Annotated in this window: 24 protein-coding genes; 11 read left to right on the top strand and 13 right to left on the bottom strand. The window is 41.2% G+C overall.

Annotated elements, in window-relative coordinates; genetic code table 11:
- The first annotated feature begins 27 nt into the window (after positions 1-27).
- Genes MS_RS02175 through MS_RS02150 form a run of 6 tightly spaced genes read left to right on the top strand, consistent with a single transcriptional unit; the run spans position 28 to position 5,787 of the window.
- Positions 28-798, top strand: coding sequence for a class I SAM-dependent methyltransferase (locus MS_RS02175; RefSeq protein ID WP_011199649.1), 771 nt, complete (start codon positions 28-30; stop codon positions 796-798).
- 56 nt (positions 799-854) lie between these two features.
- Positions 855-2,417, top strand: coding sequence for a nickel ABC transporter substrate-binding protein (gene nikA, locus MS_RS02170; RefSeq protein ID WP_011199648.1), 1,563 nt, complete (start codon positions 855-857; stop codon positions 2,415-2,417).
- Between the two features lie 6 nt (positions 2,418-2,423).
- On the top strand, positions 2,424-3,356 hold the full coding sequence (opp1B, locus tag MS_RS02165) for a nickel/cobalt ABC transporter permease (protein ID WP_011199647.1): 933 nt from the start codon (positions 2,424-2,426) through the stop codon (positions 3,354-3,356).
- Position 3,357: 1 nt separating this feature from the next.
- A complete protein-coding gene (gene opp1C / locus MS_RS02160) occupies positions 3,358-4,206 on the top strand; it encodes a nickel/cobalt ABC transporter permease (protein WP_011199646.1) in 849 nt (282 codons plus the stop codon).
- Positions 4,199-5,038: an ABC transporter ATP-binding protein gene (locus tag MS_RS02155; protein ID WP_011199645.1), complete on the top strand. Its 840-nt coding sequence runs from the start codon at positions 4,199-4,201 to the stop codon at positions 5,036-5,038. The genes opp1C and MS_RS02155 overlap by 8 nt, the downstream gene beginning before the upstream one ends.
- Positions 5,035-5,787, top strand: coding sequence for an ABC transporter ATP-binding protein (locus tag MS_RS02150; RefSeq protein ID WP_011199644.1), 753 nt, complete (start codon positions 5,035-5,037; stop codon positions 5,785-5,787). The genes MS_RS02155 and MS_RS02150 overlap by 4 nt, the downstream gene beginning before the upstream one ends.
- A 136-nt stretch (positions 5,788-5,923) precedes the next feature.
- On the opposite strand, the gene lpxA is transcribed toward MS_RS02150, so the two are convergent.
- The 10 genes from lpxA to priA form a co-directional block, all read right to left on the bottom strand.
- Positions 5,924-6,712, bottom strand: coding sequence for an acyl-ACP--UDP-N-acetylglucosamine O-acyltransferase (gene lpxA / locus MS_RS02145; RefSeq protein ID WP_011199643.1), 789 nt, complete (start codon positions 6,710-6,712; stop codon positions 5,924-5,926).
- A 31-nt stretch (positions 6,713-6,743) separates the two neighbouring features.
- Positions 6,744-7,196, bottom strand: a complete 453-nt coding sequence (fabZ, locus tag MS_RS02140; protein ID WP_011199642.1) for a 3-hydroxyacyl-ACP dehydratase FabZ — start codon at positions 7,194-7,196, stop codon at positions 6,744-6,746.
- 247 nt (positions 7,197-7,443) lie between these two features.
- Positions 7,444-9,087 (bottom strand): chaperonin GroEL, encoded by a 1,644-nt coding sequence (gene groL, locus MS_RS02135; protein ID WP_011199641.1) that lies wholly within the window; start codon positions 9,085-9,087, stop codon positions 7,444-7,446.
- Positions 9,088-9,184: 97 nt separating this feature from the next.
- Entirely contained in the window at positions 9,185-9,475 is a 291-nt protein-coding gene (locus MS_RS02130) for a co-chaperone GroES (RefSeq protein WP_041639534.1), read from the bottom strand.
- Positions 9,476-9,566: 91 nt separating this feature from the next.
- Positions 9,567-10,052 (bottom strand): FxsA family protein, encoded by a 486-nt coding sequence (locus MS_RS02125; RefSeq protein WP_011199639.1) that lies wholly within the window; start codon positions 10,050-10,052, stop codon positions 9,567-9,569.
- Positions 10,053-10,200: 148 nt separating this feature from the next.
- Entirely contained in the window at positions 10,201-13,284 is a 3,084-nt protein-coding gene (locus tag MS_RS02120) for a multidrug efflux RND transporter permease subunit AcrB (RefSeq protein ID WP_011199637.1), read from the bottom strand.
- A 21-nt stretch (positions 13,285-13,305) separates the two neighbouring features.
- A complete protein-coding gene (locus MS_RS02115) occupies positions 13,306-14,502 on the bottom strand; it encodes a multidrug efflux RND transporter periplasmic adaptor subunit AcrA (RefSeq protein ID WP_011199636.1) in 1,197 nt (398 codons plus the stop codon).
- Between the two features lie 29 nt (positions 14,503-14,531).
- Positions 14,532-15,098 (bottom strand): TetR/AcrR family transcriptional regulator, encoded by a 567-nt coding sequence (locus MS_RS02110; RefSeq protein ID WP_011199635.1) that lies wholly within the window; start codon positions 15,096-15,098, stop codon positions 14,532-14,534.
- Positions 15,099-15,353: 255 nt separating this feature from the next.
- A complete protein-coding gene (gene ftsN, locus MS_RS02105; RefSeq protein ID WP_011199632.1) occupies positions 15,354-16,133 on the bottom strand; it encodes a cell division protein FtsN in 780 nt (259 codons plus the stop codon).
- Between the two features lie 90 nt (positions 16,134-16,223).
- Entirely contained in the window at positions 16,224-18,431 is a 2,208-nt protein-coding gene (gene priA / locus MS_RS02100) for a primosomal protein N' (protein WP_041639532.1), read from the bottom strand.
- Positions 18,432-18,677: 246 nt separating this feature from the next.
- On the opposite strand from priA, the gene rpmE reads away from it, so the two are divergent.
- Genes rpmE through MS_RS02075 form a run of 5 tightly spaced genes read left to right on the top strand, consistent with a single transcriptional unit; the run spans position 18,678 to position 22,479 of the window.
- Entirely contained in the window at positions 18,678-18,893 is a 216-nt protein-coding gene (gene rpmE / locus MS_RS02095; protein WP_041639530.1) for a 50S ribosomal protein L31, read from the top strand.
- A 59-nt stretch (positions 18,894-18,952) separates the two neighbouring features.
- Complete coding sequence (locus MS_RS02090) at positions 18,953-19,882, top strand: glycosyltransferase family 8 protein (protein WP_011199629.1); 930 nt, start codon at positions 18,953-18,955, stop codon at positions 19,880-19,882.
- Between the two features lie 13 nt (positions 19,883-19,895).
- On the top strand, positions 19,896-20,573 hold the full coding sequence (locus MS_RS02085) for a glycosyltransferase family 25 protein (RefSeq protein ID WP_041639529.1): 678 nt from the start codon (positions 19,896-19,898) through the stop codon (positions 20,571-20,573).
- Positions 20,574-20,587: 14 nt separating this feature from the next.
- Complete coding sequence (locus MS_RS02080; protein ID WP_011199627.1) at positions 20,588-21,613, top strand: glycosyltransferase family 9 protein; 1,026 nt, start codon at positions 20,588-20,590, stop codon at positions 21,611-21,613.
- Positions 21,601-22,479, top strand: coding sequence for a hypothetical protein (locus MS_RS02075; protein WP_011199626.1), 879 nt, complete (start codon positions 21,601-21,603; stop codon positions 22,477-22,479). The genes MS_RS02080 and MS_RS02075 overlap by 13 nt, the downstream gene beginning before the upstream one ends.
- 70 nt (positions 22,480-22,549) lie before the next feature.
- On the opposite strand, the gene rplS is transcribed toward MS_RS02075, so the two are convergent.
- The 3 genes from rplS to rimM are packed head-to-tail and all read right to left on the bottom strand — an operon-like array spanning position 22,550 to position 24,288.
- Positions 22,550-22,900 (bottom strand): 50S ribosomal protein L19, encoded by a 351-nt coding sequence (rplS, locus tag MS_RS02070; protein WP_011199625.1) that lies wholly within the window; start codon positions 22,898-22,900, stop codon positions 22,550-22,552.
- Positions 22,901-22,938: 38 nt separating this feature from the next.
- Positions 22,939-23,706: a tRNA (guanosine(37)-N1)-methyltransferase TrmD gene (gene trmD / locus MS_RS02065; RefSeq protein WP_011199624.1), complete on the bottom strand. Its 768-nt coding sequence runs from the start codon at positions 23,704-23,706 to the stop codon at positions 22,939-22,941.
- A gap of 54 nt (positions 23,707-23,760) precedes the next feature.
- Positions 23,761-24,288: a ribosome maturation factor RimM gene (rimM, locus tag MS_RS02060; RefSeq protein ID WP_011199623.1), complete on the bottom strand. Its 528-nt coding sequence runs from the start codon at positions 24,286-24,288 to the stop codon at positions 23,761-23,763.
- Positions 24,289-24,324: the final 36 nt, after the last annotated feature.

Genomic DNA, 24,324 nt, shown 5'->3' with positions numbered 1-24,324 from the left:
TTAATCTTATTACTCTCGGAAATTATTGTGTCACTAAATTTAAATCAGGTTTCTTTACTGCAAAACGTTACCCGTTATTGGAATAATCGGGCGGAAGGTTACAGCCGGCATAACCAACAAGAATTACAAAGTATCAAACGCCTTAAATGGCAGCAGCTTTTGCTCGCCCACGCGCCGAAAAAGCAAAATCTTAAGGTGTTGGATATCGGCACCGGTCCCGGTTTTTTTGCCATTATTATGGCGCAGGCAGGTGCGCAAGTAACGGCAATTGACGCCACCTCCAATATGCTGGAACAGGCAAAATATAATGCGGCGCAGGCAATGGTCGATATTCGTTTCGTTCGGGGCGACGTACATCATTTACCTTTTGCCGATGAAAGTTTCGACTTAATTATCAGCCGAAACGTTACCTGGAACTTATCCGAACCCGAACAAGCCTATAAAGAATGGCATCGGGTATTAAAGTGCGGTGGAAATTTGCTGAATTTTGATGCCAATTGGTATCTGTTTTTATACGACGAACAACGTCGCCGGGCGTTTGAACAAGATCGCGCCTCCACCATCCGTTTAAACATTCCCGACCATTATGCCGACACCGATACCTCCGCCATGGAAGCTATCGCCCGCAAGTTGCCTTTAAGCCGGCAATTACGTCCTCATTGGGATATGAACGCGCTTTTAAACATCGGGTTTTCCCAGTTAATGGCCGATACCCGTATCGGCGAATTCCTTTGGGATGATGAAGAAAAGGTCAACTACCGCTCAACGCCGATGTTTATGATTGTCGCTCAAAAATAATTTTAGGGTCCGTTTATCTTTTATAAACAAGCCCTATTATGCGATAAGGGGATAAAATGAAAAAAATTTGCACAATTTTGACCGCACTTTTCACCGCTACCTGTGTATATGCCGATTCGACGAATAACCGCCTGGATTATGCCAGCACAAAGGATATTCGGGATATTAATCCGCATTTATACGCCGGTGAAATGGCGGCGCAAAACATGGTTTTCGAACCTTTGGTTATTAATACCAATCAGGGCATCCGGCCTTTTCTGGCTAAAAGCTGGCGAATTTCCGAAGACGGCAAAAGTTACCTTTTTCATCTGCGCAAAGACGTAAAATTTACCGACGGCGAACCTTTTAATGCTTTTGTTGCGAAAATGAATATTGAGGCGGTATTAGCGAATTTTAACCGCCACGCCTGGCTGGAACTGGTGCGACAAATTGATTCCGTGCGGGCTCCCGATGAATTTACCCTCGAATTAACGCTGAAAAACCCCTATTATCCCACGCTGACGGAACTGGCCTTAACCCGTCCTTTCCGTTTCCTTTCACCCAAATGTTTCAATCAGGGAAAAACCTCGCAGGGCGTGATGTGCTATGCGGGCACCGGACCTTGGATTCTCAAAAAACATAAAAAAAATGCACTGGCGGATTTCAGTCGAAATGAAAATTATTGGGGCGAATTACCTAAACTCAACGGTGTGACATGGCATGTTATTCCTGAACGCCAAACCATGTTATTGGCTTTACTGAAAGGCGATATTCAGCTTATTTTCGGTGCCGACGGCGATATGTTAGATATGGATTCATTTAAGCAAATCAGCGAATCCGGTCAATTTATTTCGGCAATGAGCGAAGCAAACGCCTCTCGCGCCATCGTATTAAACAGCGCTAGAACTATTACCTCCGATCAAAAGGTTCGTCAGGCGCTGCAATATGCTGTGGATAAAGCCGCTATAGCCAAAGGCGTTTTTAATGATACGGAGAGCATCGCCGAAACCCTGATGGCAAAAAATGTGCCCTATGCCGATGTTGATGTGCAAACATATCCCTTTAATTTGCTCAAAGCAGCGCAATTATTAGAGGAAGCGGGTTGGAACTTGTCTGTCGGAAAAAATATTCGCGAAAAAGCTGGTAAACCGCTTTCACTATTGCTTTCTTATAATATAAACAATGCGGCTGAAAAAGAAATAGCCCAATTATTACAGGCGGATTTCAGAAAAATCGGCGTGGATTTGCAAATTCTCGGCGAAGAAAAACAAGCCTATTTAGACCGTCAAAAAAACGGCGATTTTGATTTGCAATATTCGCTTTCCTGGGGCAGCCCTTATGATCCGGCGTCTTTCGTTTCTTCCTTCCGCATTCCCGCCCATGCCGATTACCAAGGGCAAAAAGGGCTACCGAATAAAACAGAAATTGACGAGATGATAGGGGAACTGTTGATTACACCCAATGAACAGACCCGTATAAAACTTTACCAAAAATTATTTAAAACCTTGGCGGAACAGGCGGTTTATGTGCCTTTAACCTATTCAAAAACAAAAGCGATTTATTCCGCACAATTGGAAGGTGTGGGGTTTAACCCTTCGCAATACGAAATTCCTTTTGAAAAAATGTCATTTAAAAAGTAATTACTTATGCAGCATTATTTTATTCGCCGCTTGATTATGATGATTCCACTGATGTTGCTTATTTCGTTCGTGGCATTTTCATTGATGAATCTGGTTCCCTCGGATCCGGCGGAAACCATGCTGCGCATTAATAATATCACCGTTACCGACGAAGCCGTAAAAGAAGCGCGTCAGGCGCTCGGTTTGGATAAACCGTTTTTGCTGCGTTATGCCCTATGGCTTTATGCCTTACTACAAGGCGATTTAGGAAAATCCTTTCTATCCAACCAAAACGTGTGGGACGAAATTACCCAGGCCTTCCCCGCCACTTTCTATTTGGCGGTTACCGCATTTGCCGTTATTTTTCTGTTATCACTCACACTTTCCCTGCTCTGTATGCTAATGTTAAACAGCCTATGGGATAAAATTATCCGCGGAATTTTGTTTTTTTTCACCGCACTACCGAATTATTGGCTGGCCCTTCTTTTTATTTGGCTGTTTTCCGTGCGGTTAAACTGGCTTCCTTCTAACGGGCTTGAGCAAAAAAGCGGGATTATTTTGCCTGCGCTCACGCTTTCTCTGGGTTATATAGGAGTTTATGTTCGTTTGCTCAGAGGGGCAATGCTGAATCAGCTGCAGCAGCCTTATGTCTTTTATGCCCGCACGCGGGGTTTATCGGAAAAACAGATTTTATTTAAACATATTTTGCAGAATTCCCTTCATACGTCCTATATTGCCATGGGTATGAGCATTCCTAAATTACTTGCCGGTTCCGTTATTATTGAAAATATTTTCGCCCTGCCCGGGCTTGGACGGTTATGTATTCAAGCCATATTCGGCCGGGATTATCCCGTTATCCAGGCTTATATTTTATTAATGGCAATGTTGTTTTTGGTTGGCAATTTTGTTATTGACTGGCTGCAACACCGGCGAGATCCTCGCATAAAACGAGGATATTGATATGTCCGGATTTATCAAACAATTACGCAGCGATATTTTCGCGCAATGCTGTTTATTCATCTTAACAATGATTGGTTTGGCGGGTATTTTCGCCCCTTGGATTTGCACTTTTGACCCTGCGACTATCGACATGCAAGCAAAATTATTACCCGTTTCCGCACAACATTGGCTAGGCACGGATCATTTAGGACGGGATATTTTTTCCCGTCTGATTTGGGGCGTTCGCAGCACCGTTTTTTACGGATTATTTGCCATGTTGTTAACCATGATGTTAGGCATTTTAATAGGCATGACGGCGGCAATCGGCGGCAAAAAAACCGATGAATTTATCATGCGGCTTTGTGATGTGCTGCTGTCTTTCCCCGGTGAAATTATGATTCTGGCTCTGGTAGGAATGCTTGGGCCCGGCATTGAGCATATTTTAGTCGCCGTTATTTTAGTGAAATGGGCCTGGTATGCCCGTATGATTCGGGGAACGGTAATGCAGTACACCCATAAAAACTATGTTCATTATTCGCAGGCTATCGGTGTTTCGCCATGGCGGATTATCCGCCGCCATTTATTGCCGGTTGCCACCGCAGAACTGATTATTCTGGCATCGGCGGATATGGGTGCGGTTATTCTATTGATTTCAGGTCTTTCATTCTTAGGGCTTGGCGTTCAACCGCCTACACCGGAATGGGGAGCCATGCTCAGCGATGCAAAAAATATCATGTTATTGTATCCGCAGCAGATGTTGCCCGCCGGGTTGGCCATTACCTTAACGGTGACGGCTTTTAACGGTTTCGGTGATTTTCTGCGGGACGTATTGGACCCGGATAATCCTTTAAAAGGAACAAATAATGAATAAGCCGATTATACGTTTTGACAATTTTTCTATTGAAAATCCCGATTCCGACCGTCCGCTGATTGCGCCGCTTAATTTAACCTTGCCGCCGTACCGCACTTTGGCTTTAGTAGGAGAAAGCGGCAGCGGGAAAACGCTGCTAGGACGAAGCATTCTGGGTTTGCTGCCCGAGCAATTAAATACAACGGGAAATATCTATTTTCAAGATAAAAAAATCATTTCCGTAACGGGCACCCCTACGGTAGATGACAAACAAAAGACAAACGAAATCGCGACGCTGGAAATCAGAGGGAAAGCCGTGAGCTTTATTATGCAAAACGCCATTAACGCCTTTGATCCCTTATTCAGTTTACAGGATCAATTCTGCGAAACTTTGCAAAAACATACCGCACTTTCGTATCGGCAGGCATTAATTAAAGCGCAACAGTCGGTAAGCAAAGTGAAATTATCGTCCGCTTTGCTCAAGCGATTACCAAGCCAGCTAAGCGGCGGACAACTGCAACGCATGATGCTTGCTCTGACCTTTGCCCTTGAACCCGAATTAGTGATTGCCGATGAACCCACCAGCGCCTTAGACAGCCTGACCCAATTTGAGCTTTTGCCTTTATTTAAGCAAATGGCAAAAGAACGCAGCATGATTTTTATTACTCATGACCTCGCCTTAGTGCAGGAACTGGCTGATGATATCGCCGTATTAAAGCGGGGCGAAATTGTAGAATTCCGGGCAAAATCCATCTTATTTTCCCATCCGCAACATCCTTATACCCAATATCTGTTAGCGATGAGAGCAAAACTCAATCAACCTTTTGCCCGGTTAGTGAGGAAAAAACAATGAGCTTGTTAAAGGTGGAAAATTTGACAAAAAGTTACCGCACTTTTAATTCATTATTTTCCCATTTATCCCATCCTGCGTTGCAAAATGTCTCGTTTCAACTTGAAAAAGGGGAATCCGTGGGATTAATCGGTGAAAACGGTTCGGGTAAAAGCACATTGGCGCGTATTATTTCAGGCATCGAAAAAGCCGATTCCGGTCATGTTTGGTTGAACGGCACCGACATATATCAACGAAAAAACCGTCGGCAGCAAATCAGTGTGGTATTTCAGGATTATTTTTCTTCCGTAAACCCTACCATGACCGTTTTACAGGCAATCTGCGAACCGTTACTGGAACAAAAACAAGCCGCTGCTAAATCTCTCGAACCGTTAGTGGTGCAATTTCTGAAAAAAGTGAATTTATCAACGGACTGCCTGCATAAATATATTTATCAGCTATCCGGCGGTCAGGCGCAGCGGGTTTGTCTTTGCCGTGCGTTGATCAACAACCCTTCGCTGATTATTTTAGACGAAGCCCTAAGTTCGCTGGATATTGTGACGCAGGTACAACTACTGGAGTTACTGATAGAATTAAAAAACGAATTTCAGCTCAGCTATTTTTTTATCAGCCATAATATCCAAATGATTTGTTATTTATGCGAACGGGTTTTATTTTTTAAACAGGGGCAAATTATCACGCAAAGCGACATTGAAAATTTAGCCGAAATAAAATCCGATTATGCGCAAAAACTTATCCGTTCGGTAATATAAGCCAATTGAAAGGTGAAAGTCACAGAGAAATTAGGGCCTGTTTATAAAAGATAAACAGACCTATAAAAGTGCGGTCAAAAAAATAAAATTTTTTAGCGAAAAGGCTGTCTGTAGACAGCCTTTTATTTGAGAAAAATTAACGGATAATACCGCGGGTTGAACGTTTAAAGAATTCTACAAAGAAACTGATTGAAGAATCTTTTTGTGCGACCTGTTCGATTTCCGGCAGCACCTCATCCAAAGTTTTATCACTGCGATAAATCAATTTATACACGTTACGAATTGCGTGCAAAGTCGGTTTATCGAAGCCGCGACGTTTTAACCCTTCAATATTAACGCCGAACGGACGGGCATGGTTACCCTGCGCCATCACATAAGGAGGAACGTCTTGGCTGACCATAGAACCGCCGCCAAGCATAACGTGCGCGCCCACTACAACAAACTGATGAATAGCCGACATACCGCCAACAATAACGAAATCATCCAGTTGAACATGACCGGCTAAAGTAGCATTGTTCGCCAGAATACAACGGTTTTTAATTATACAGTCATGAGCAATATGAGAATTGATCATAAACAGGTTATCATCACCGATGCGGGTAACACCGCCGCCCTGAACCGTGCCGCGGTGAATGGTCACGCTTTCACGAATGCGGTTGCGATCACCGATAATGGTTTTGGTCGGCTCACCGTTGTATTTTAAATCCTGGTTCGCTTCGCCGATACTGGCAAATTGGTAAATCTGATTATCCTCACCAATTCTTGTGATGCCTTTAACTACAATATGCGAATGAAGAACGGTTCCTTTACCGATGTCCACATCCGCACCAATCAAACAGAAAGGCCCGATGATAACGTTTTCACCGATTTTTGCACCTTCTTCAACAATTGCTGTCGGGTGAATTTTTGCACTTGGATGGATCATTATTAAACCCCTTATCCTGATTATCTATAAGTTATCTACGAGCACACATTAATTTTGCTTCACAAGCCACTTCACCATCTACGCTGGCAACACCAGTAAAAGAGGTGATGCCGCGACGTTCTTTAATTACTTCCACAAATAGCTCTAAACGATCTCCGGGTAATACCGGGCGTTTAAAACGCGCATCATCAATACCGGCGAAATAAAATAATTCACCGCCTTTAATTTCATGGGTTTTAAATGCCAAAAGCCCCATAGATTGGGCTAACGCTTCAAGAATTAATACACCAGGCAAAATCGGCTGACCAGGAAAATGACCGGTAAAACAAGGTTCATTTACACTGATATTTTTATATGCTTTTAACCACTGACCTTCTTCAAAATCAACAACGCGATCCACTAAAAGAAACGGATAACGATGTGGTAATAATGTCATAATTTCATGCGCTTCAATAATTTTTGCTGGTCTATTTTCTGTTGTCACAATACTAACCTTTTGTCATTTGTTTAAAATATGGAGTATATAATGCGCAAATTATACGTTATTCGCCAGGAAAATTACAGTGGGGGAAAGATAAATCCTGATATATAACCAAGGTTTCTCCGTCATTTATAGCTAAATCGACGAAATACCGCCTGTAAGAACCGATTAAAAAGCGATTCTTACTCTTTTTAAGATCAAAAATGCCACGTAAAAACGTGGCATTCATTAAAAAAACCGAGAGGTCGGACTACATCATACCGCCCATTCCACCCATGCCGCCCATTGCAGCTGCCGCATCTAATTTATCGTCTTTCGGTAATTCGGTTACCATCGCTTCGGTGGTAATCATAAGACCGGCGATAGATGCGGCAAATTGTAATGCACTGCGGGTTACTTTAGTTGGATCCAAGATACCCATTGCAATCATATCACCGTATTGTTCGGTACCTGCATTATAACCGAAGTTTCCTTCGCCGTTTTTAACCGCACTTGCAACTACAGAAGCCTCTTCACCTGCATTCGCTACAATTTGACGAAGCGGCGATTCCATTGCGCGTAATGCTAATTTGATACCGACGTTTTGTTCTTCGTTATCGCCTTGCAAACTTGCCGCCGCTTTACTTGCCGCGCGAATTAAGGCCACACCGCCACCGGCAACGATACCTTCTTCAACGGCCGCACGGGTTGCGTGTAACGCATCTTCCACGCGATCTTTTTTCTCTTTCATTTCAACTTCGGTTGCCGCACCTACTTTGATAACGGCAACGCCGCCGGCAAGTTTCGCTACGCGTTCCTGCAGTTTTTCTTTGTCATAATCGGAAGTGGATTCTTCGATTTGTTGACGAATTTGCGCCACACGGCCTTTGATTTGCGCTTCATCGCCGATACCGTCGATAATAGTGGTGTTATCTTTGTTAATAACCACACGTTTTGCCTGACCAAGATCTTCCAATGTCGCTTTTTCCAGTTCCATGCCGATTTCTTCGGAAATTACGGTACCGGCGGTTAAGATTGCAATGTCCTGTAACATGGCTTTACGACGATCACCGAAGCCCGGCGCTTTCACCGCAGCCACTTTCACAATACCGCGCATGGTGTTTACCACCAAGGTTGCCAACGCTTCACCTTCCACATCTTCCGCAATGATCAATAACGGTTTACCCGCTTTCGCCACCGCTTCCAATACCGGCAATAACTCACGGATGTTGGAGATTTTTTTGTCTACTAACAAAATGAACGGACTATCCAGTTCAACGGTTGCGGTTTCCGGTTTGTTGATAAAATACGGCGATAAATAACCGCGGTCGAATTGCATACCTTCAACCACATCCAGTTCGTCTTCAAGACCTGTGCCGTCTTCAACGGTAATAACCCCTTCTTTACCCACTTTTTCCATAGCTTGGGCGATTAATTGACCCACAATGCTGTCGGAGTTGGCGGAAATCGTACCAACTTGTTCGATTTCTTTTGAGGTTTCACAAGGTTTTGAAAGCGCTTTTAACTCGGTAACCACCGCCGCAACCGCTTTATCAATACCGCGTTTTAAATCCATCGGATTCATGCCGGCAGCTACCGCTTTTAAACCTTCGTTTACGATAGCCTGAGCAAGTACGGTTGCCGTTGTCGTACCGTCACCGGCGGCATCGTTAGCTTTGGACGCCACTTCTTTTACCATTTGCGCGCCCATATTTTCGAATTTATCTTCCAATTCGATCTCGCGCGCCACGGAAACACCGTCTTTCGTGATAGTCGGCGCACCGAATGATTTGTCTAATACGACATTACGACCTTTAGGACCTAAAGTCACTTTTACTGCGTCTGCCAATACGTTTACACCCGCTAACATTTTTACGCGGGCATCATTACCGAATTTAACGTCTTTTGCTGCCATTTTTTATTCCTTTTTTAATTTGATGATGGCGTATGTCATACGCCTCTATGAAATTTTCGAAATTTTCAAAACTTGGTCAAAACCGACCGCACTTTTATTATTCAACAATCGCCAAAATATCGCTTTCAGAAATGATTAACACTTCTTCGCCGTCAATTTTTTCCGCTTTTACGCCGTAACCTTCGTTGAAAATTACCGTGTCGCCCACTTTGACGTCTAAAGGCTGTACCGTGCCGTTTTCAAGTACGCGACCTTTGCCCACCGCCAATACTTTTGCACGAGTGGATTTTGTCGCCGCGGAACCGGTTAATACGATGCCGCCGGCAGAAAGAGTTTCTACTTCTTCACGTTTGATGATTACACGATCGTGTAGGGGACGAATTTTCATTTCAATTACCTCTAAATTAAATTTTACTTTTTTAAAAAAACGTAGTTTGGATATGGGGAAGATTTTGCCGGTTTCAAGAGGAAAAACAAAATTATTTTATCCGCTTTTTTTCATCAACTTCTTTTTCGTATTCCGCTTCAAAGACTTCTGTATTTTGATCTTTATAGTAGCGATAACGATGAGAATGCCGTCCAAAACCCTGAGCCGTAAATCCGCTATTGATAACGGTAAATTTTTGACTAATCCATTTTTCAAACAAACCGGACGGAAGCAATAACAATAAGCACGCCAACAAATCCGTTATAAATCCGGGAATAATAAACAATATACCGGCAATCATCCACAACAGGGATTTCACTACCGAATCCGCAGGTATTTCGCCTTGAGCGATTTGCCGGCGAAAATTCAAGCCGAATAATCCTTTGGATTTCAATATAACGCCGCCGATAAAAACGGAAAGCAAAAGCAACATAATTACACCGAATGCGCCGATAGCGGAACCAATCGCAATCAGCAAGGATAATTCGCCATAAATAAACAGAAATGCAATTAACGTAATAATGAAAATAATAGGCATGATTTATTCTCTAAAAAATGATGACTTAATATTAATATGAGGGAACGCCGTTAAATTTCAATGTTCGAAATTTGATAAAAAATAACCGCACTTTGAATTAAAGATCAAAGTGCGGTTAAAAATTTAATAATTTTATGTTGCTACCGGCTTAATGGCTTGAACCGATTCTCGGTGCGTTCTCATCAAATTCCGGTAACGGCTTGTGATTCGAACCGATGTAGGTATAAATAACAGGTAATACGAATAAGGTAAATAATGTACCTATAGCAAGACCAGCTACAACTACAACGCCCATACTAAAGCGCATTACCGCACCGGCGCCGGAGGCATAAAGCAATGGAATAAGACCGGCAATCATCGCTGCCGTGGTCATTAAGATTGGGCGTAAACGTAATTGCGCCGCCGTCATAATTGCTTCCATTTTAGTTTTACCGTGATTTAATTGCTCTTCTTTTGCCACTTCACACATTAAAATACCGTGTTTAGTAATCAAACCGACCAGAGTAATCAACCCGACTTCGGAATAGATGTTAAGAGTTACTCCTGTTACACCTAAGAAGCTAAGTAAATTCAGCGTTAATAAAGCTCCGGAAATAGCCAATGGTACGGAAACCAAAATAACAAACGGATCACGAATTGATTCAAACTGAATCGCCAACACTAAGAAGATAATCAACACCGCTAAAATAAAGGTGGTTGCCAGTGAGTTCCCTTCCTGTACCAACTGACGCGCCTCACCTTTCCAGTCGTAAGAATAACCTTGCGGTAAATCCTGTGCCGCATCTTTCAACCAGGCAATCGCATCACCGGTTGTGGTGGTCGGCGACGGCACCAATTGAATTTCAGCAGAGTTTAACTGGCTGAAACGCGGTAATGAGTAAGGTTGCGGTTCAAGTTCAACCGTAAGCAGACTACTTAACGGAACGCTTTGTCCGTTACTTGCGCTGATATAGTAATTTTTCAGACTTTCCGGCGATAAACGGTTCTCACGTTTTACCTGCGAAATAACTTTATAAGCACGGCCGTCAATATCCACCCGGGTAATAGTGGCTTCAGACAAGTAACTGCCTAGGGTGCTTGCTATTTGTTGCATAGTAATACCGTAAGTCCCGGCTTTTTCTTTATCTACTTGGATACGCATTTGCGCTACATCGTATTTCAGAGTTAAATTTGAATAGACAAATTTGCCCGATTTACGGATTTTATCCAAAAATGTTTCCGCGGTTTGTGCTAATTCCTTCGTGCTGCCAGGAGAACTTAGTACAAATACGACAGGCGGCCCTTGTTCCCCGGTTTCAATTTCCGGGAAAGCGAAGGCTGAAATAGAAACTTCCGGAATGGCAGCGGCTTTTTTCGTTAATTCCGCCATGACTTCCGCTTGGCTACGGCTACGTTCCGCCCAGTCTTTCAAGGTAGTAATTACCAACGCCTGATTAGTATTCGGCGCACCAGCAATAACCTGTGAATATTGTTTTTCAGGCGTATTGTTCAGAATTTCTTCATAAGGTTTAGTCGCCTGTTGGACATAGTCCACGTTCACGTTGGACGGTGCGGTTACCATACCTAAGAAACCGCCTTTATCTTCGGCCGGTGTTAACTCGCTGGATAAGGAGGAAAATAATATCGGCAAGGTAGCAAAAATAATAACGGCAAACAGCAAAATTGCTTTACGCGCCTGCATAACCAAACCAAGAATATAGGTATAGCCGGTAGTTAACTTACTTAAAGTGCGGTTAACTTTTTCCTCAAATTTCGAACTTTCATGTTTCAGAATTTTAGCCGACATCATCGGGGAAAGCGTTAACGCGATAATCCCTGAAATAAATACCGCACCGGCAAGGGTTAAAGCGAACTCTTTAAATAACGTCCCGGTGATTCCCCCCATTAACGCCATTGGTGAATATACCGCCACCAAAGCGATGGTCATGGAAATTACGGGTACCGCAATTTCACGGGTACCGATAATCGCAGCGCGGAACGGGGTTTCCCCTTCTTTAATATGACGGTCAACGTTTTCAAGCACCACGATAGCATCGTCCACCACCAGCCCGATAGCGAGGATCAATGCCAGCAGGGTCATCAGGTTAATGGAGAAATCAAACATTTGCAGCATGAAAATTACCCCGATTAATGAAATAGGAATTGTCACAATCGGAATAAAAATCGCACGCAATGAACCAATAAACATCATGATTACTACCAATACAATCACTACCGCTTCAATAATGGTATGGATTACGTCGTTAATTGAGCTGTTAATAGCAACCGTACGGTCATAAAGAATGTTGGATTCAATACTGTCCGGTAAATTTTTCTTAATAGTTTCATAAAGCGGTTTAATATTATCCGCAACAGTCAGCGGGTTGGCGCTTGAAGTCGGTTCGATACTTAATACGACGGCATCCGAACCGTTTGCCGCGGCACGGGTGTCATCGCTTTCTTTATTCAATTCAACATCAGCTACATCACGTAAACGGACTAATTTATCACCATCGGAATAAACAATAAGATTGCCTAAATCTTCCACGGTATTAGTAGTGGTTTCCACTTTATTACGATAAATATTGAAATAACCTTTATCACTACCCGCCGCCGTTTGCACGTTGTTATTCGATAACGCAGTCGTTACTTGTGTTGCTGAAAGGTTTTGACCGGCAAGCTTTTGCGGATCCAACCAAATACGCATTGCATATTCCGCCGCGCCGTAAACCTGAACTTTGGCCACGCCTTCAACGGTGAACAACTGCGGTTTAACCACACGCTCAATGTAGTCGGTTACTTGGCTCGGGTGCAGTTTATCGGAACGGAAACTGATATACATAATCCCCGAACCACCGGTTGAAGAAGTTAAGGTCGGGTCTTCGATACCGCTCGGTAATTCCGAACGTACGGATTGAACTTTGGATAATACGTCCGCCAAAGCTGAAGCCGGATCCGTATTCAGTTTCATTTTAACCGTAATGGTAGAAGAACTCGGTGCGCTGGTAGAAGACAAATAATCGATATTATCCGCCTGCGCAATGGCCTCTTCCAATTTAGAGGTTACGAATGCCTGAATCAATCCGGCATCCGCCCCTGCGTATGTCGTACTGACGGTAATTACCGTCGTCGTCATTTTCGGGTACTCACGTACTGCCAATTTAGAGATAGCCTGCAAACCGAGAATTACGATTAACATACTGATAGCTATCGCCATAACAGGACGTTTAATAAAAATATCTGTAAATTTCATTCAATAAATCCTTGCCTGAAATTATAAATTGGTTTTTTCTGCAGGCTGCACCGTTCCTACACCGTCTTTATCGGATATAACAACTAAACTGCCGTTACTTAAACGCTGTTGACCGCCGGTTACCAGAATATCGCCGACTTTTACTTCATTACCCTTTAGCTGGGCGTAAATCCCTTGACGGTCTTTCGTAAATACGGTGATTTGTTGCGCACGATACATTTTGCTTAAGTTTTCGTTATCTTTTAATTTTTCTTTATCTTCATCGGAAAGCGGCATTAATACATAAGCTAGTTCACCATACATATTGTATGTAATCGCCACTTGCGGAACGACAATTTGATTTCGTTCCGTCGGCAAAGCTAAACGTAAACGAGTGAACATGCCGGATAATAATTTTTTGCCGTCTTCAGGTGCGAATGTCGCCTGAACATCAATCAAACCGGTAGATTTATTTACAGCAGGCTCAATCGCCGTTACTTTAGCGGCAAATGTTTCGCCTGTACGGGCATCGGATGTCGCCGTGACTTTTTGACCAATATGTAGGTCTTCCAATTGATTTTGCGAAACGGAGAAATCCACTTTCATGGAACTTATGTCTTCAACACGAACAATTTCAGTCGCCGCCGAAATGTATTGACCTTCATTCACTTGGACAATACCCGTGATACCGTCAAAAGGAGCAAGGATTTTACGGCGTTCAATGGACGCTTTTAATGAATTAATATTCGCCACTAATTGATCATAAGCCGCTTTAGCCGAATCTAATTCGGTTTGAGAAACGCTTTGCGATTTAATTAAGTTGGCATAACGTTGATAAGTTAAACGCACGGAAGGCAATTGCGCTTCGGACGCTTTTAATGTCGCTTCTTCCACAGCATTATCCAATTCAACCAGTACATCGCCTTTTTTCACAGCCTGACCGGATTTCACGTAAATTCGTTTAATCGTGCCGGAAGCCTGTGAACTTAACATTGCACCCTGATTCGGACGAACAAGACCGGTAGTTTCGATCACCGGCGTCCATTCCGATGAACCGACCGTTAACGCCGTCACCGGATTTGCCGTTTCAGGCATATTGGCAATAGCTTTACCAATCATAATTTCTTTAAATTTATTCAAGCCGATTACTAGGGCAAACACTAAAACCGCCACCGCTAACCCTACTTTTAACAAGAAAGCGTGCGAGCGTTTAGGCTTCGCTAATTGACTGTCAGTCATAAAAAACTCCGTAACTAGAATCTATAAATTTATTTTTGAATAGAACGCCATGTTCTTTCAATAATGGTCATCAACTCCTCATCAGCTAAAAATTCGTTGATATAAAGCTTTTTAAAAGCTAAATTCATCGCACTTTCCATGCTGAGAGAAAATAATATCGAAACAGACAGTTCGCATACTGCGCCCGCCTGTTGAGCCTTTTGACAAAACGTCGCCCAACGGCTGTTATAATCCATTTCCTTACAAATATCAAAAAAACCGGGAAGTGATTGGTATTGTTGCATATTCATCACAATATTCGGATTATCCTGCAGAAAATACCACACATTCAGCCACATTTTTTTATATTGTTCGAAATAAGATAGCGTTTCGTCATAATCTTTTTCGAGTGCCGTCTGGAAAAGCGAAAACACTCGCCAAGCAAATTGCTCCAACAACTCTTCTTTACTTTTAAAGTAAATATAAATCGTTCCCGCAGAAATCCGCGCTTCTTTTGCAATTTTATGCATAGACAAATGGTGTAACCCGTCTTTTGCCATTAATCGCTCTGTTGCGGCAAAAATTTGCTCAGCCATATCTGTTTCAGATTGACGCATACAATAGAATATATAAAAGATTTGATGAAAAAAAGAACATTCACTGTAAAAAATTTAACAAATTTCACAGTGAATGAACGTTCGTTCATTTTAATCGTTTTTAAATATTTAGCAAGAAAAAGTGCGGTTAATTTTAGACAAATTTTCTGAAAATTTTATAAACTGTGCGCATAAAAAAGCGCATTTAATTCTATTAAATACGCTTTCGGAAAAATTCATAAAAATCTGACCGCAGTTTGCGGGACTTGTCTTAAACTACATACCGATAATTACACAGTTTGTAATTGAACTTGCCTGTTTTTGCGCTGCCGCCGCTGCCGCCCGATCGCCGACCGGACCGATTACCACACGGTTCCAATCGGCACTGGTGTTCACTCTGGCATTAAGACCTGTCATCGCTAAACGGGCCTGCAAACTTTCCGCCTGTGCTCTATTTTTAAATGCGCCGCATTGTAAACCGTATGAACCGCCGCCTGATTTAGCGGTATCGGCTTTCTTGGTTTCCGCTACTTTTACCGCCTCGGCTTTTTTACGCTCTTCTTCCTTTTTACGTTTTTCCAACGCTTGTTGTTCGGCTTTTAATGCAGCCTCATCATTCACTGCTGAAACAACAGCTGATGAAGTTTGTTCATCAACGGTTTTGTCCGCTATTGTCTCTTGCTCGGATTTTTTCGTCCGCTCTAATTCCGCCTGGCGTTCCTGTTCAGCCAATTTTTTCAGCTCTTCCTTTTGCTTTTCGCTCAGTTGAATGACTTTTTCAGTCTGCACGGCATCGGTCGGCACTGTGCGGCTTTCCAATTCTTTAATATAAGACCAAACTTCTTCAGGCCGGCTCGGCAGCTGGCTTTTAGGCTGAGGTTTGGTTTCTACCTGAAGGTTTTGTTCCACCACGGGCTGAGAAGAATTTTTAATAAAATAAAGCCCGGCTGCAAAGGCTAACACTACCATTGCCGCAACCGCTATTAATAATTTTTTATTCAACCCTGTTGTTTTTTTTCTTCTACCACCACGGGCGGCATAATCACGTTGCACCACAATAAATTATTCTCTAAATAAAAAATAGTTACAAAATTTCTACAAAATAGATGAGATTCTACTCAAAAAAGCGAAAATTGACCAGTCATTTTAACTAAGATCTTGCGGATCCACATCTAAAATCCACCTTGCCTGCGAAGATTTCACCTCATTTTCAAAGTTAAACTGCCCTAACGCATGTTGCAACACCGATTTAGAAGGATGCTGCAACAACAATTGCCAGCGAAATCTTCCCGCTTTTTTGCTAAAAGGCGCCGGCATCGGCCCTAATAGCTGTAAATCGGGCATATTTTGTCGATTCTTCCAGTCATAAAAATATGACGCGATTTGTTGCAATAATTGCTCGGCTTCTTCGCTCGACTTACTTTGAGCTCTAAATAGCGCCTGCGCGCTAAAAGGCGGCAACCCCATTTGGCGACGAAGCTGCAAAGCGGAATTTGCAAAAGCATGATAACCATCATGCAATAATTGTTGCAACAAAGGGTGATCCGGATAATGGGTTTGCAGCACCACCTCGCCTTGTTTTTCCGCTCGCCCCGCTCGTCCCGAAACCTGCACATAAAGTTGAGCCAACCGCTCTTCCGCGCGAAAATCCAAAGAAAACAAAGCGCTGTCTACATTCACTAAGGCAACTAAAGTCACATCGGGAAAATGATGCCCTTTGGCTAAAATTTGCGTGCCGATAAGAATCCGGCTTTTGCCTTGTTTAATCGCCGATAAATGATTTTCTAATGCGCCTTTACGTACTGTACTGTCGCGATCAAGGCGCGTTACCTCGTATTGAGGAAACTGCTGTTGCAACACAAATTCCAACTGTTCGGTACCGATTCCGGTCGTCACTAAATGAGTCGAACCGCAAGCGCCGCATTGCATTGGCACCGGCTTTTGAATTTCACAATGATGGCATTTCATAACACGCTGATGCTGATGATAAGTATAAGGCTTATCGCACTGCGTACAAGTGGCGATCCATCCGCATTCATGACACAACATCACAGGCGCAAACCCTCTGCGATTCAGAAACAACATAACTTGGTTGCCTTTTTCTAAATGGCTCGCCATTTTACGCAACAATGTATCGGACAAGCCGTGCTGAATGCGTTGCCGTTTGAGATCAATCACTTCATGTTTCAGCCCGCTGCCGGCTCCCGCACGATGCGATAATACAATATGCTTAAACTTGCGATTCTTTACGTTATTAAGACTTTCCAAACTTGGCGTTGCCGAGCCTAATACAATAGGAATATCAAGTTGTTTGGCGTAAACGATGGCAAGATCCCTTGCATGATAACGCCAACCTCCGTCTTGCTGTTTGAAAGAATTATCATGTTCCTCATCAATAACAATTAGTCCAAGCCTTTTAAATTGGGTAAATAATGCGGATCTTGTACCGATAACTATCGCACTTTGCCCTGTTCTCGCCCGTTGCCATACCAGCAAGCGCTGGCTATCATTCATGTTAGAGTGAATCACGTCGATATCCACATTAAAACGGGCTTGGAAACGCTGCACCGTTTGAGGCGTTAGGCTGATTTCCGGCACTAAAACCAATACCTGTTTATCCTGTTTAAGGATCTCCTCAATATATTGCAAATAGATTTCCGTTTTTCCGGAACCTGTTACCCCGTCCAGCAACCAAGCGGCAAAACCTTGATGAAACAAAAGCCGGCTTAATGCCAATGCCTGTTGCTTGTTTAAGGTCAAACGTTGCTCCGCTCGCATAATCTCTTTGCCGCCCAAACGGATTTGCCACGGGATAATTTGCAGCGGTTGGGTAACTTCTTCCACAAAACGCTTTTCTTTAAGTTGAGACCAAATTGCCGCAGAAAATTCATTATTCCCTTTTTCGAGAGGATTTTTTGTTAATTCCGTTAACGCTTCCAATTGTTTTTTAGCCCGTTTCAGCTCGCCCGAAACCATTGCCTGTTCGCCAAGTGCGGTCAATTTCCACAAAATTTTGTTTTTTTCTACCACACTTTCGCCGTTTCGCAATTTAACCGGCAAGGCGGAAAATAACACGTCGCCTAGAGAAAACTGATAATAGCCGGCTCCCCACTTTAACAGATTCCACATATCATCATTAAACAAACCGGCATCATCCAATACATTAAGAACCGGCTTTAATTGTTCTTTGGGTATATCGGTTTCCTGCGCAAATTCCACCACAATCGCAACGCGTTTTTGCCGACCGAAAGGCACCAATACGCGTCCGCCGATAACGGGCTGCATTTGCTCCGGCAGAATATAATCAAAAAATCGCATTAGCGGAACGGCTAACGCCACACGCACAAATTTCATAAGCAAAATCAAAAATAGGTAAAGTTTAAAACCGATAAAATAAGGCGTTCGTCGCCTGAGTTCCGACTTATTATAACGAATAATCCCCTTGAATAATCCATTTTTTACGGTATAATTTGCTCTCTTTTACACAGAGTCTTCAGAAAATCATATTGATTTTCGATGACATAATATTAATCACTCGTGGTGTTTGGAAGCTCTCAGAGCTGGTCCTTATAGCGGCGAGGCTTCATTTTGAGGTTTTCTATGAAACAAGGTATTCATCCTGAATATAAAGAAATTACTGTTACTTGTTCTTGCGGTAACGTAATCAAAACCCGCTCTACAGCAGGTCACGATATCAACCTAGACGTGTGCGGCAACTGCCACCCGTTCTACACTGGTAAACAACGTGTTGTTGATACCGGTGGTCGTGTTGAACGTTTCAACAAACGTTTCTCTATTCCAGGTTCAAAAAAATAATTTGAATTCTAGACTAACCCCTGCTGCTGCGGGGGTTAGTTTTATGCGAAAGAGGAAATATGAATATTATATTTAACTGCGACGAAAATTATGCACCTTATTTATCTGTTGTGATAAAAAGTATTCTAGATAATACAACATTATCTACTCAATTTTATATTTTAGATTTTAACATTTCAGAAGAATCTAAGTCTTGTATTAAAAACTTAATACAAAACATTAACAAAAAAAATTCGTTCCAGCATAGTATCAATTTTATAAAAATTGATGATAATGACTTTCAGTGTTTTCCTCAAACCATCAGTTATATTTCATCTGCTACATACGCTAGACTAAAAGTTGCTGATTATCTAAATGAGCTTAACAAAGCTATTTATCTTGATATTGATATTATAGTAATTTCTGATTTAAGTCGTTTATGGCATATTGATTTAGCCGATAATCTAGTTGGTGCTTGCTTAGACCCCTATATTGAATATGAAAATCAAGATTACAAAAGAAAAATTGGTTTACAGGATTCTCAACCTTATATAAATGCAGGAGTTTTATTATTAAATCTAAAAGCACTAAGAGAATTTAACTTATATCAAAAAGCTATTGATTGGAATAAAGATTATCCCAATATTCAATTTCAAGATCAGGATATTTTAAATGGTGTTTTAAAAGGAAAAGTTCTTTTTTTAGATAGTCGCTATAATTTTACAGTGAATCATCGAAACAGAATAAAATTAGCGCATAAAGGGAAATTGCTTTTATCTAGTTTGGAGAAGGCTACAAAGCCAATATGTATTTTGCATTATGTGGGAAGTCACAAACCTTGGTTACCGACAACAACCATGGTAAAAAGTTGCTTATTTGATCAAATATATAATAGTATTAGAAATAAACCACCTCATTGGAATAAGAAATACCAATCTGTTCCTCTTAAATTTCAATTAAAACGTATACTCAGGGAAATTGAAGATAAACTCGTTTATAAAATTATTTAGTTTGGAATCGCCCATGAAAATAGAGCTACCTAAAATTTTTATTATTAGTCTTAAAAATTCTCCTCGTCGAGATGTTATCGCTCAACGTTTTAATGCATTAGGTATTAAATTTGAATTTTTTGATGCCATTTATGGAAAAGATTTATCGCAAGAAGAACTCAGTAAAATTGATAGAGAGTTTGCGGTGAAAAGATTTTCCACCAAAAAACCATTAACTTTAGGGGAAATTGGCTGTGCATTAAGTCATATAGCAGTTTATGAACATATTCTAAAAAACAATATTGAACAAGCTATTATTTTTGAAGATGATGCAATTATTCATCATGAATTTAAAAAAATTGTTGAAGAAACCTTATCCAAAGTTCCTTCCCGCAGAGAAATTATTTTTTTTGAGCATGGAAAAGCAAAATCTTGGTTCTGCAAAAGAAGTATTCATGAAGGATATAAATTGGTTCGCTATCGTTCTCCTTCAAAAAATTCCAAGCGCTGTATTTTTCGAACAACTTCATATTTAATTACCTTATCGGGTGCAAAAAAATTATTGAACCATGCTTATCCCGTCAGGATGCCTTCTGATTACTTGACAGGGGGCTTGCAAATCACCCAAATTAATGCTTATGGAATTGAGCCTCCTTGTGTATTCTGCGGTGTTGATTCAGAAATCAATGCAATCGAAGATCGTTATAACTAAATATCTAACTAATTATGAATTTAAAGAATATATTACGAAACCTACGATTATCCCTTGGAAAGCTATTAATTGATAAAAAAATTCAGGGAGATGTGAACGTATTTCCCCCACAACGTATTTTATTCTTACGTCAAGATGGGAAAATTGGGGATTATATCGTTAGCTCATTTGTTTTTAGGGAATTAAAAAAGGCAAATCCGAATATTCATATAGGTGTAATTTGTACTCAAAAAGATGCTTATTTATTTGAACAAAATCCACATATTGATCAACTTTATTATGTGAAAAAGCGAGATATTTTAGACTATATCACGTGTGGTTTAAGATTAGCTAAATTGCAATATGACGTAGTAATTGATCCGACAATTAGCCTGAAAAATCGTGATTTATTATTGCTACGTTTAATTAATGCAAGAAATTACATCGGTTATAAAAAATCGAATTATCAATTATTTAACATCAATCTAGAGGGTGAATTCCACTTCTCCGAATTATATCGTCTAGCGCTTGAAAAAATAGGAATTCAGGTTCAGGATATGAGCTACGATGTCCCTTATAACAGCCAAAGTGCGATTGAAATTTCACAATTTTTAGAAATAAACCAACTAAAAAATTATATAGCGGTAAATTTTTTTGGTGGTTATCGTCATAAAGTGATGAACAAACAAAACATTGAAAAATATATATCTTACTTAACCTCGCAATCTGATAAACCGTTGGTTTTATTAAGTTATCCCGAAGTTATCCCAATGCTGAAAGATGCCGCCAAAAGTTATACCAATATATTTATACATGATACAACAACTATTTTTCACACAATAGAGCTAATTCGTCATTGTGCTCTGCTTATTTCGACGGATACATCAACAGTACATATTGCATCAGGTTTCAATAAACCAATGATAGCAATTTATAAAGAAGATCCTATTGCATTTATCCACTGGAAACCGATTAGCCAAGCGAAAACTCACATTTTATATTATAAAGATAATATAAACGAATTATCCCCCGAAGCAATAAAACCAGAATGGCTACTATGAATATTGTTTTGCTCACCTTTGGATCCCGTCTGGAAAACCACTATCAGGCAAGCTTTGCTATTTTAAGTTTTCTGAAAGATCCCGCTGTTAAGCGGGTAATTATGGTCACGGATCGCCCTGAATTTTATGCTTTTTTCGGTAATAAAATTGAATTTATTCAAATTAATGAAGATACCTTAACACAATGGCAAGGCGAATATCAGTTCTTTTGGCGGGTAAAAATTAAAGCGTTAGAAAAAGTACAAAAACGCTATCCCGCTGAGCATTTACTTTACATTGACAGTGACACGTTTCTTGCTACCGATTTAGCAGGAATACAAGACAAGCTTTCCCAAAATCAGCTTTTTATGCATAAACTCGAATGTGCATTAGGTGATGAAATCGATAATACGACGAAAAAAATGCACAATAGCCTGAAGGATAAAACCTTTGCCGGTATTCGGTTAGATAGTCAAAGTACGATGTGGAACGCCGGCGTTATTGCGCTTCCCGCAAATAAAGCTAAAGAAATAATTGCATTAAGCCTTCGGCTTTGTGATGAAATTTGTGCTACAGACTGTACCAGACGTTTAGTCGAACAATTTTCATTTTCTATAGCATTAAATCATTATGGCGGACTGAACGCTTGCGATCATATTATCGGACATTATTGGGGCAATAAAAATGAATGGAACAAACTTATCTCGGCATTTTTTGTTAATGCGCTGCTAAAAAATTTATCGCTTCAAGATTGTATTAATGAAGTTGCCGAATTCGACTGGAACCGACTGCCTATTCATAAAAAACAACGCAGTACCAATAGCAAATTAAAAGCGCTGACGGATAAATATTTTCCTGATAAAAATATCAGCTATTTTTCAAAATAACTGCTAAATGTAATTAACAAAAAAGGCTTGGAAACCCAAGCCTTTTTCTGTATGGCGTAATCCTTGCGGATTATGCACCAAGACGTTCTTTAATACGTGCAGATTTACCTGAACGTTCACGTAAGTAATAAAGTTTCGCTTTACGTACCGCACCTTTACGTTTAACGGAGATGCTGTCGATTGCCGGTGAGTGAGTTTGGAAAACACGCTCAACGCCGGTACCGTTTGATACTTTACGTAAAGTGAATGCGCTGTGCAAGCCACGGTTACGAATTGCAATAACCACGCCTTCGAATGCTTGCAGACGTTTTTTAGCGCCTTCAACTACCCATACTTTAACTTCTAATGTGTCACCCGGACGGAAGCTAGGTATGTTTTGTTTTAATTGTTCTTGTTCAAGTTGTTTAATGATGTTGCTCATTTTTTAAACCTTTAATAAATTAACTAGATTAAACTGAATTAACCGTTATCCGATGTTTTCGATTGGCGTATATGATATGCCTCTATAATATCTTTTAACAGTTTCTTTTGTTCGTCAGTCAGAGCTAGTTTTTCTAATAGCTCGGGGCGTCTTAACCATGTTCGCTCAAGGGATTGTTTTAATCTCCATTTGCGGATTTCTTCATGATTACCTGACATCAGCACAGGCGGCACTACATAACCGTCTAAAACTTCAGGACGGGTATAATGCGGGCAATCTAATAAGCCCTCCGCAAAAGAATCTTCTTCGGCAGAAGCCTGCTTGCCCAATACACCCGGGACAAATCTCGCAACAGCATCAATTAATGTCATTGCAGGAAGTTCTCCCCCTGTCAGAACGTAATCGCCAATCGACCATTCTTCATCAATTTCAGTTTGGATCAATCGTTCGTCAATCCCTTCATAACGACCGCAAACTAAAATTAATTTTTCGTTTGCAGCTAATTCCGTTACACCGGTTTGATCTAGTTTACGCCCTTGCGGCGAAAGGTAAATCACCTTTACGCCATCTCCCGCTTCCGCTTTTGCCGCATGGATTGCATCACGCAACGGTTGCACCATCATCAGCATTCCCGGACCGCCGCCATAAGGACGATCGTCAACGGTTTTATGTTTATCATGAGTGAAATCACGAGGATTCCAACATGATACCTGCAAGAGATTTTGTTTTACGGCTCGTCCTGTCACCCCAAATTCTGTAATTGCTTTAAACATTTCGGGGAAAAGACTAATAATCCCGATCCACATGGTAAAAATCCTTTGTGTAAATGTTAAAACTCAAAGCTAACAGCGTACCCGAGGTTAGAAACCAGCGTCCCAATCCACTTCAATAGTCTTTGTGGTGAGATCTACTCTTTTAACTACTTGTTCATACAAAAACGGGATTAAACGTTCTTGCTTACCAAAAGCATCTTTTGCGTTTGCACGCACTACCAATACGTCATTGGAACCCGTCTCCATCATTTCGGAAACGGTACCCATAGCGTACCCCTGAAGATTGACCACTTGGCAGCCGATTAAATCATGCCAATAAAAATCACCTTCTTCAAGCGCCGGAAAAACGGATAAATCCACACCGATTTCCACATTTGCTAAAGTTTGTGCGGTTTCACGATCATTGATATTTTTTAATTTAACAATCAATTCGTGATTATGGTGTTTCCATGTTTCCAGTTCGATAGCCTGCCATTGGTCTTTTATTTTTAAAAACCACGGCTGATAATCAAAAATACTTTCAGCGTTTTCTGTCGATGAATAAATACGTAACCAACCGCGAATGCCATAAGTTGAGCCTAATTTGCCAACCGTTTCAATTCTTTGCCGATCCATTTTATTCACCTACCGATTTATCTTTTTCAAAAGCGA

It is taken from the genome of [Mannheimia] succiniciproducens MBEL55E (assembly GCF_000007745.1).
Lineage (GTDB): Bacteria > Pseudomonadota > Gammaproteobacteria > Enterobacterales > Pasteurellaceae > Basfia > Basfia succiniciproducens.
The sequence above is the reverse complement of the archived record's forward strand: the minus strand, read 5'-3'. Positions and strand labels throughout refer to the sequence as shown.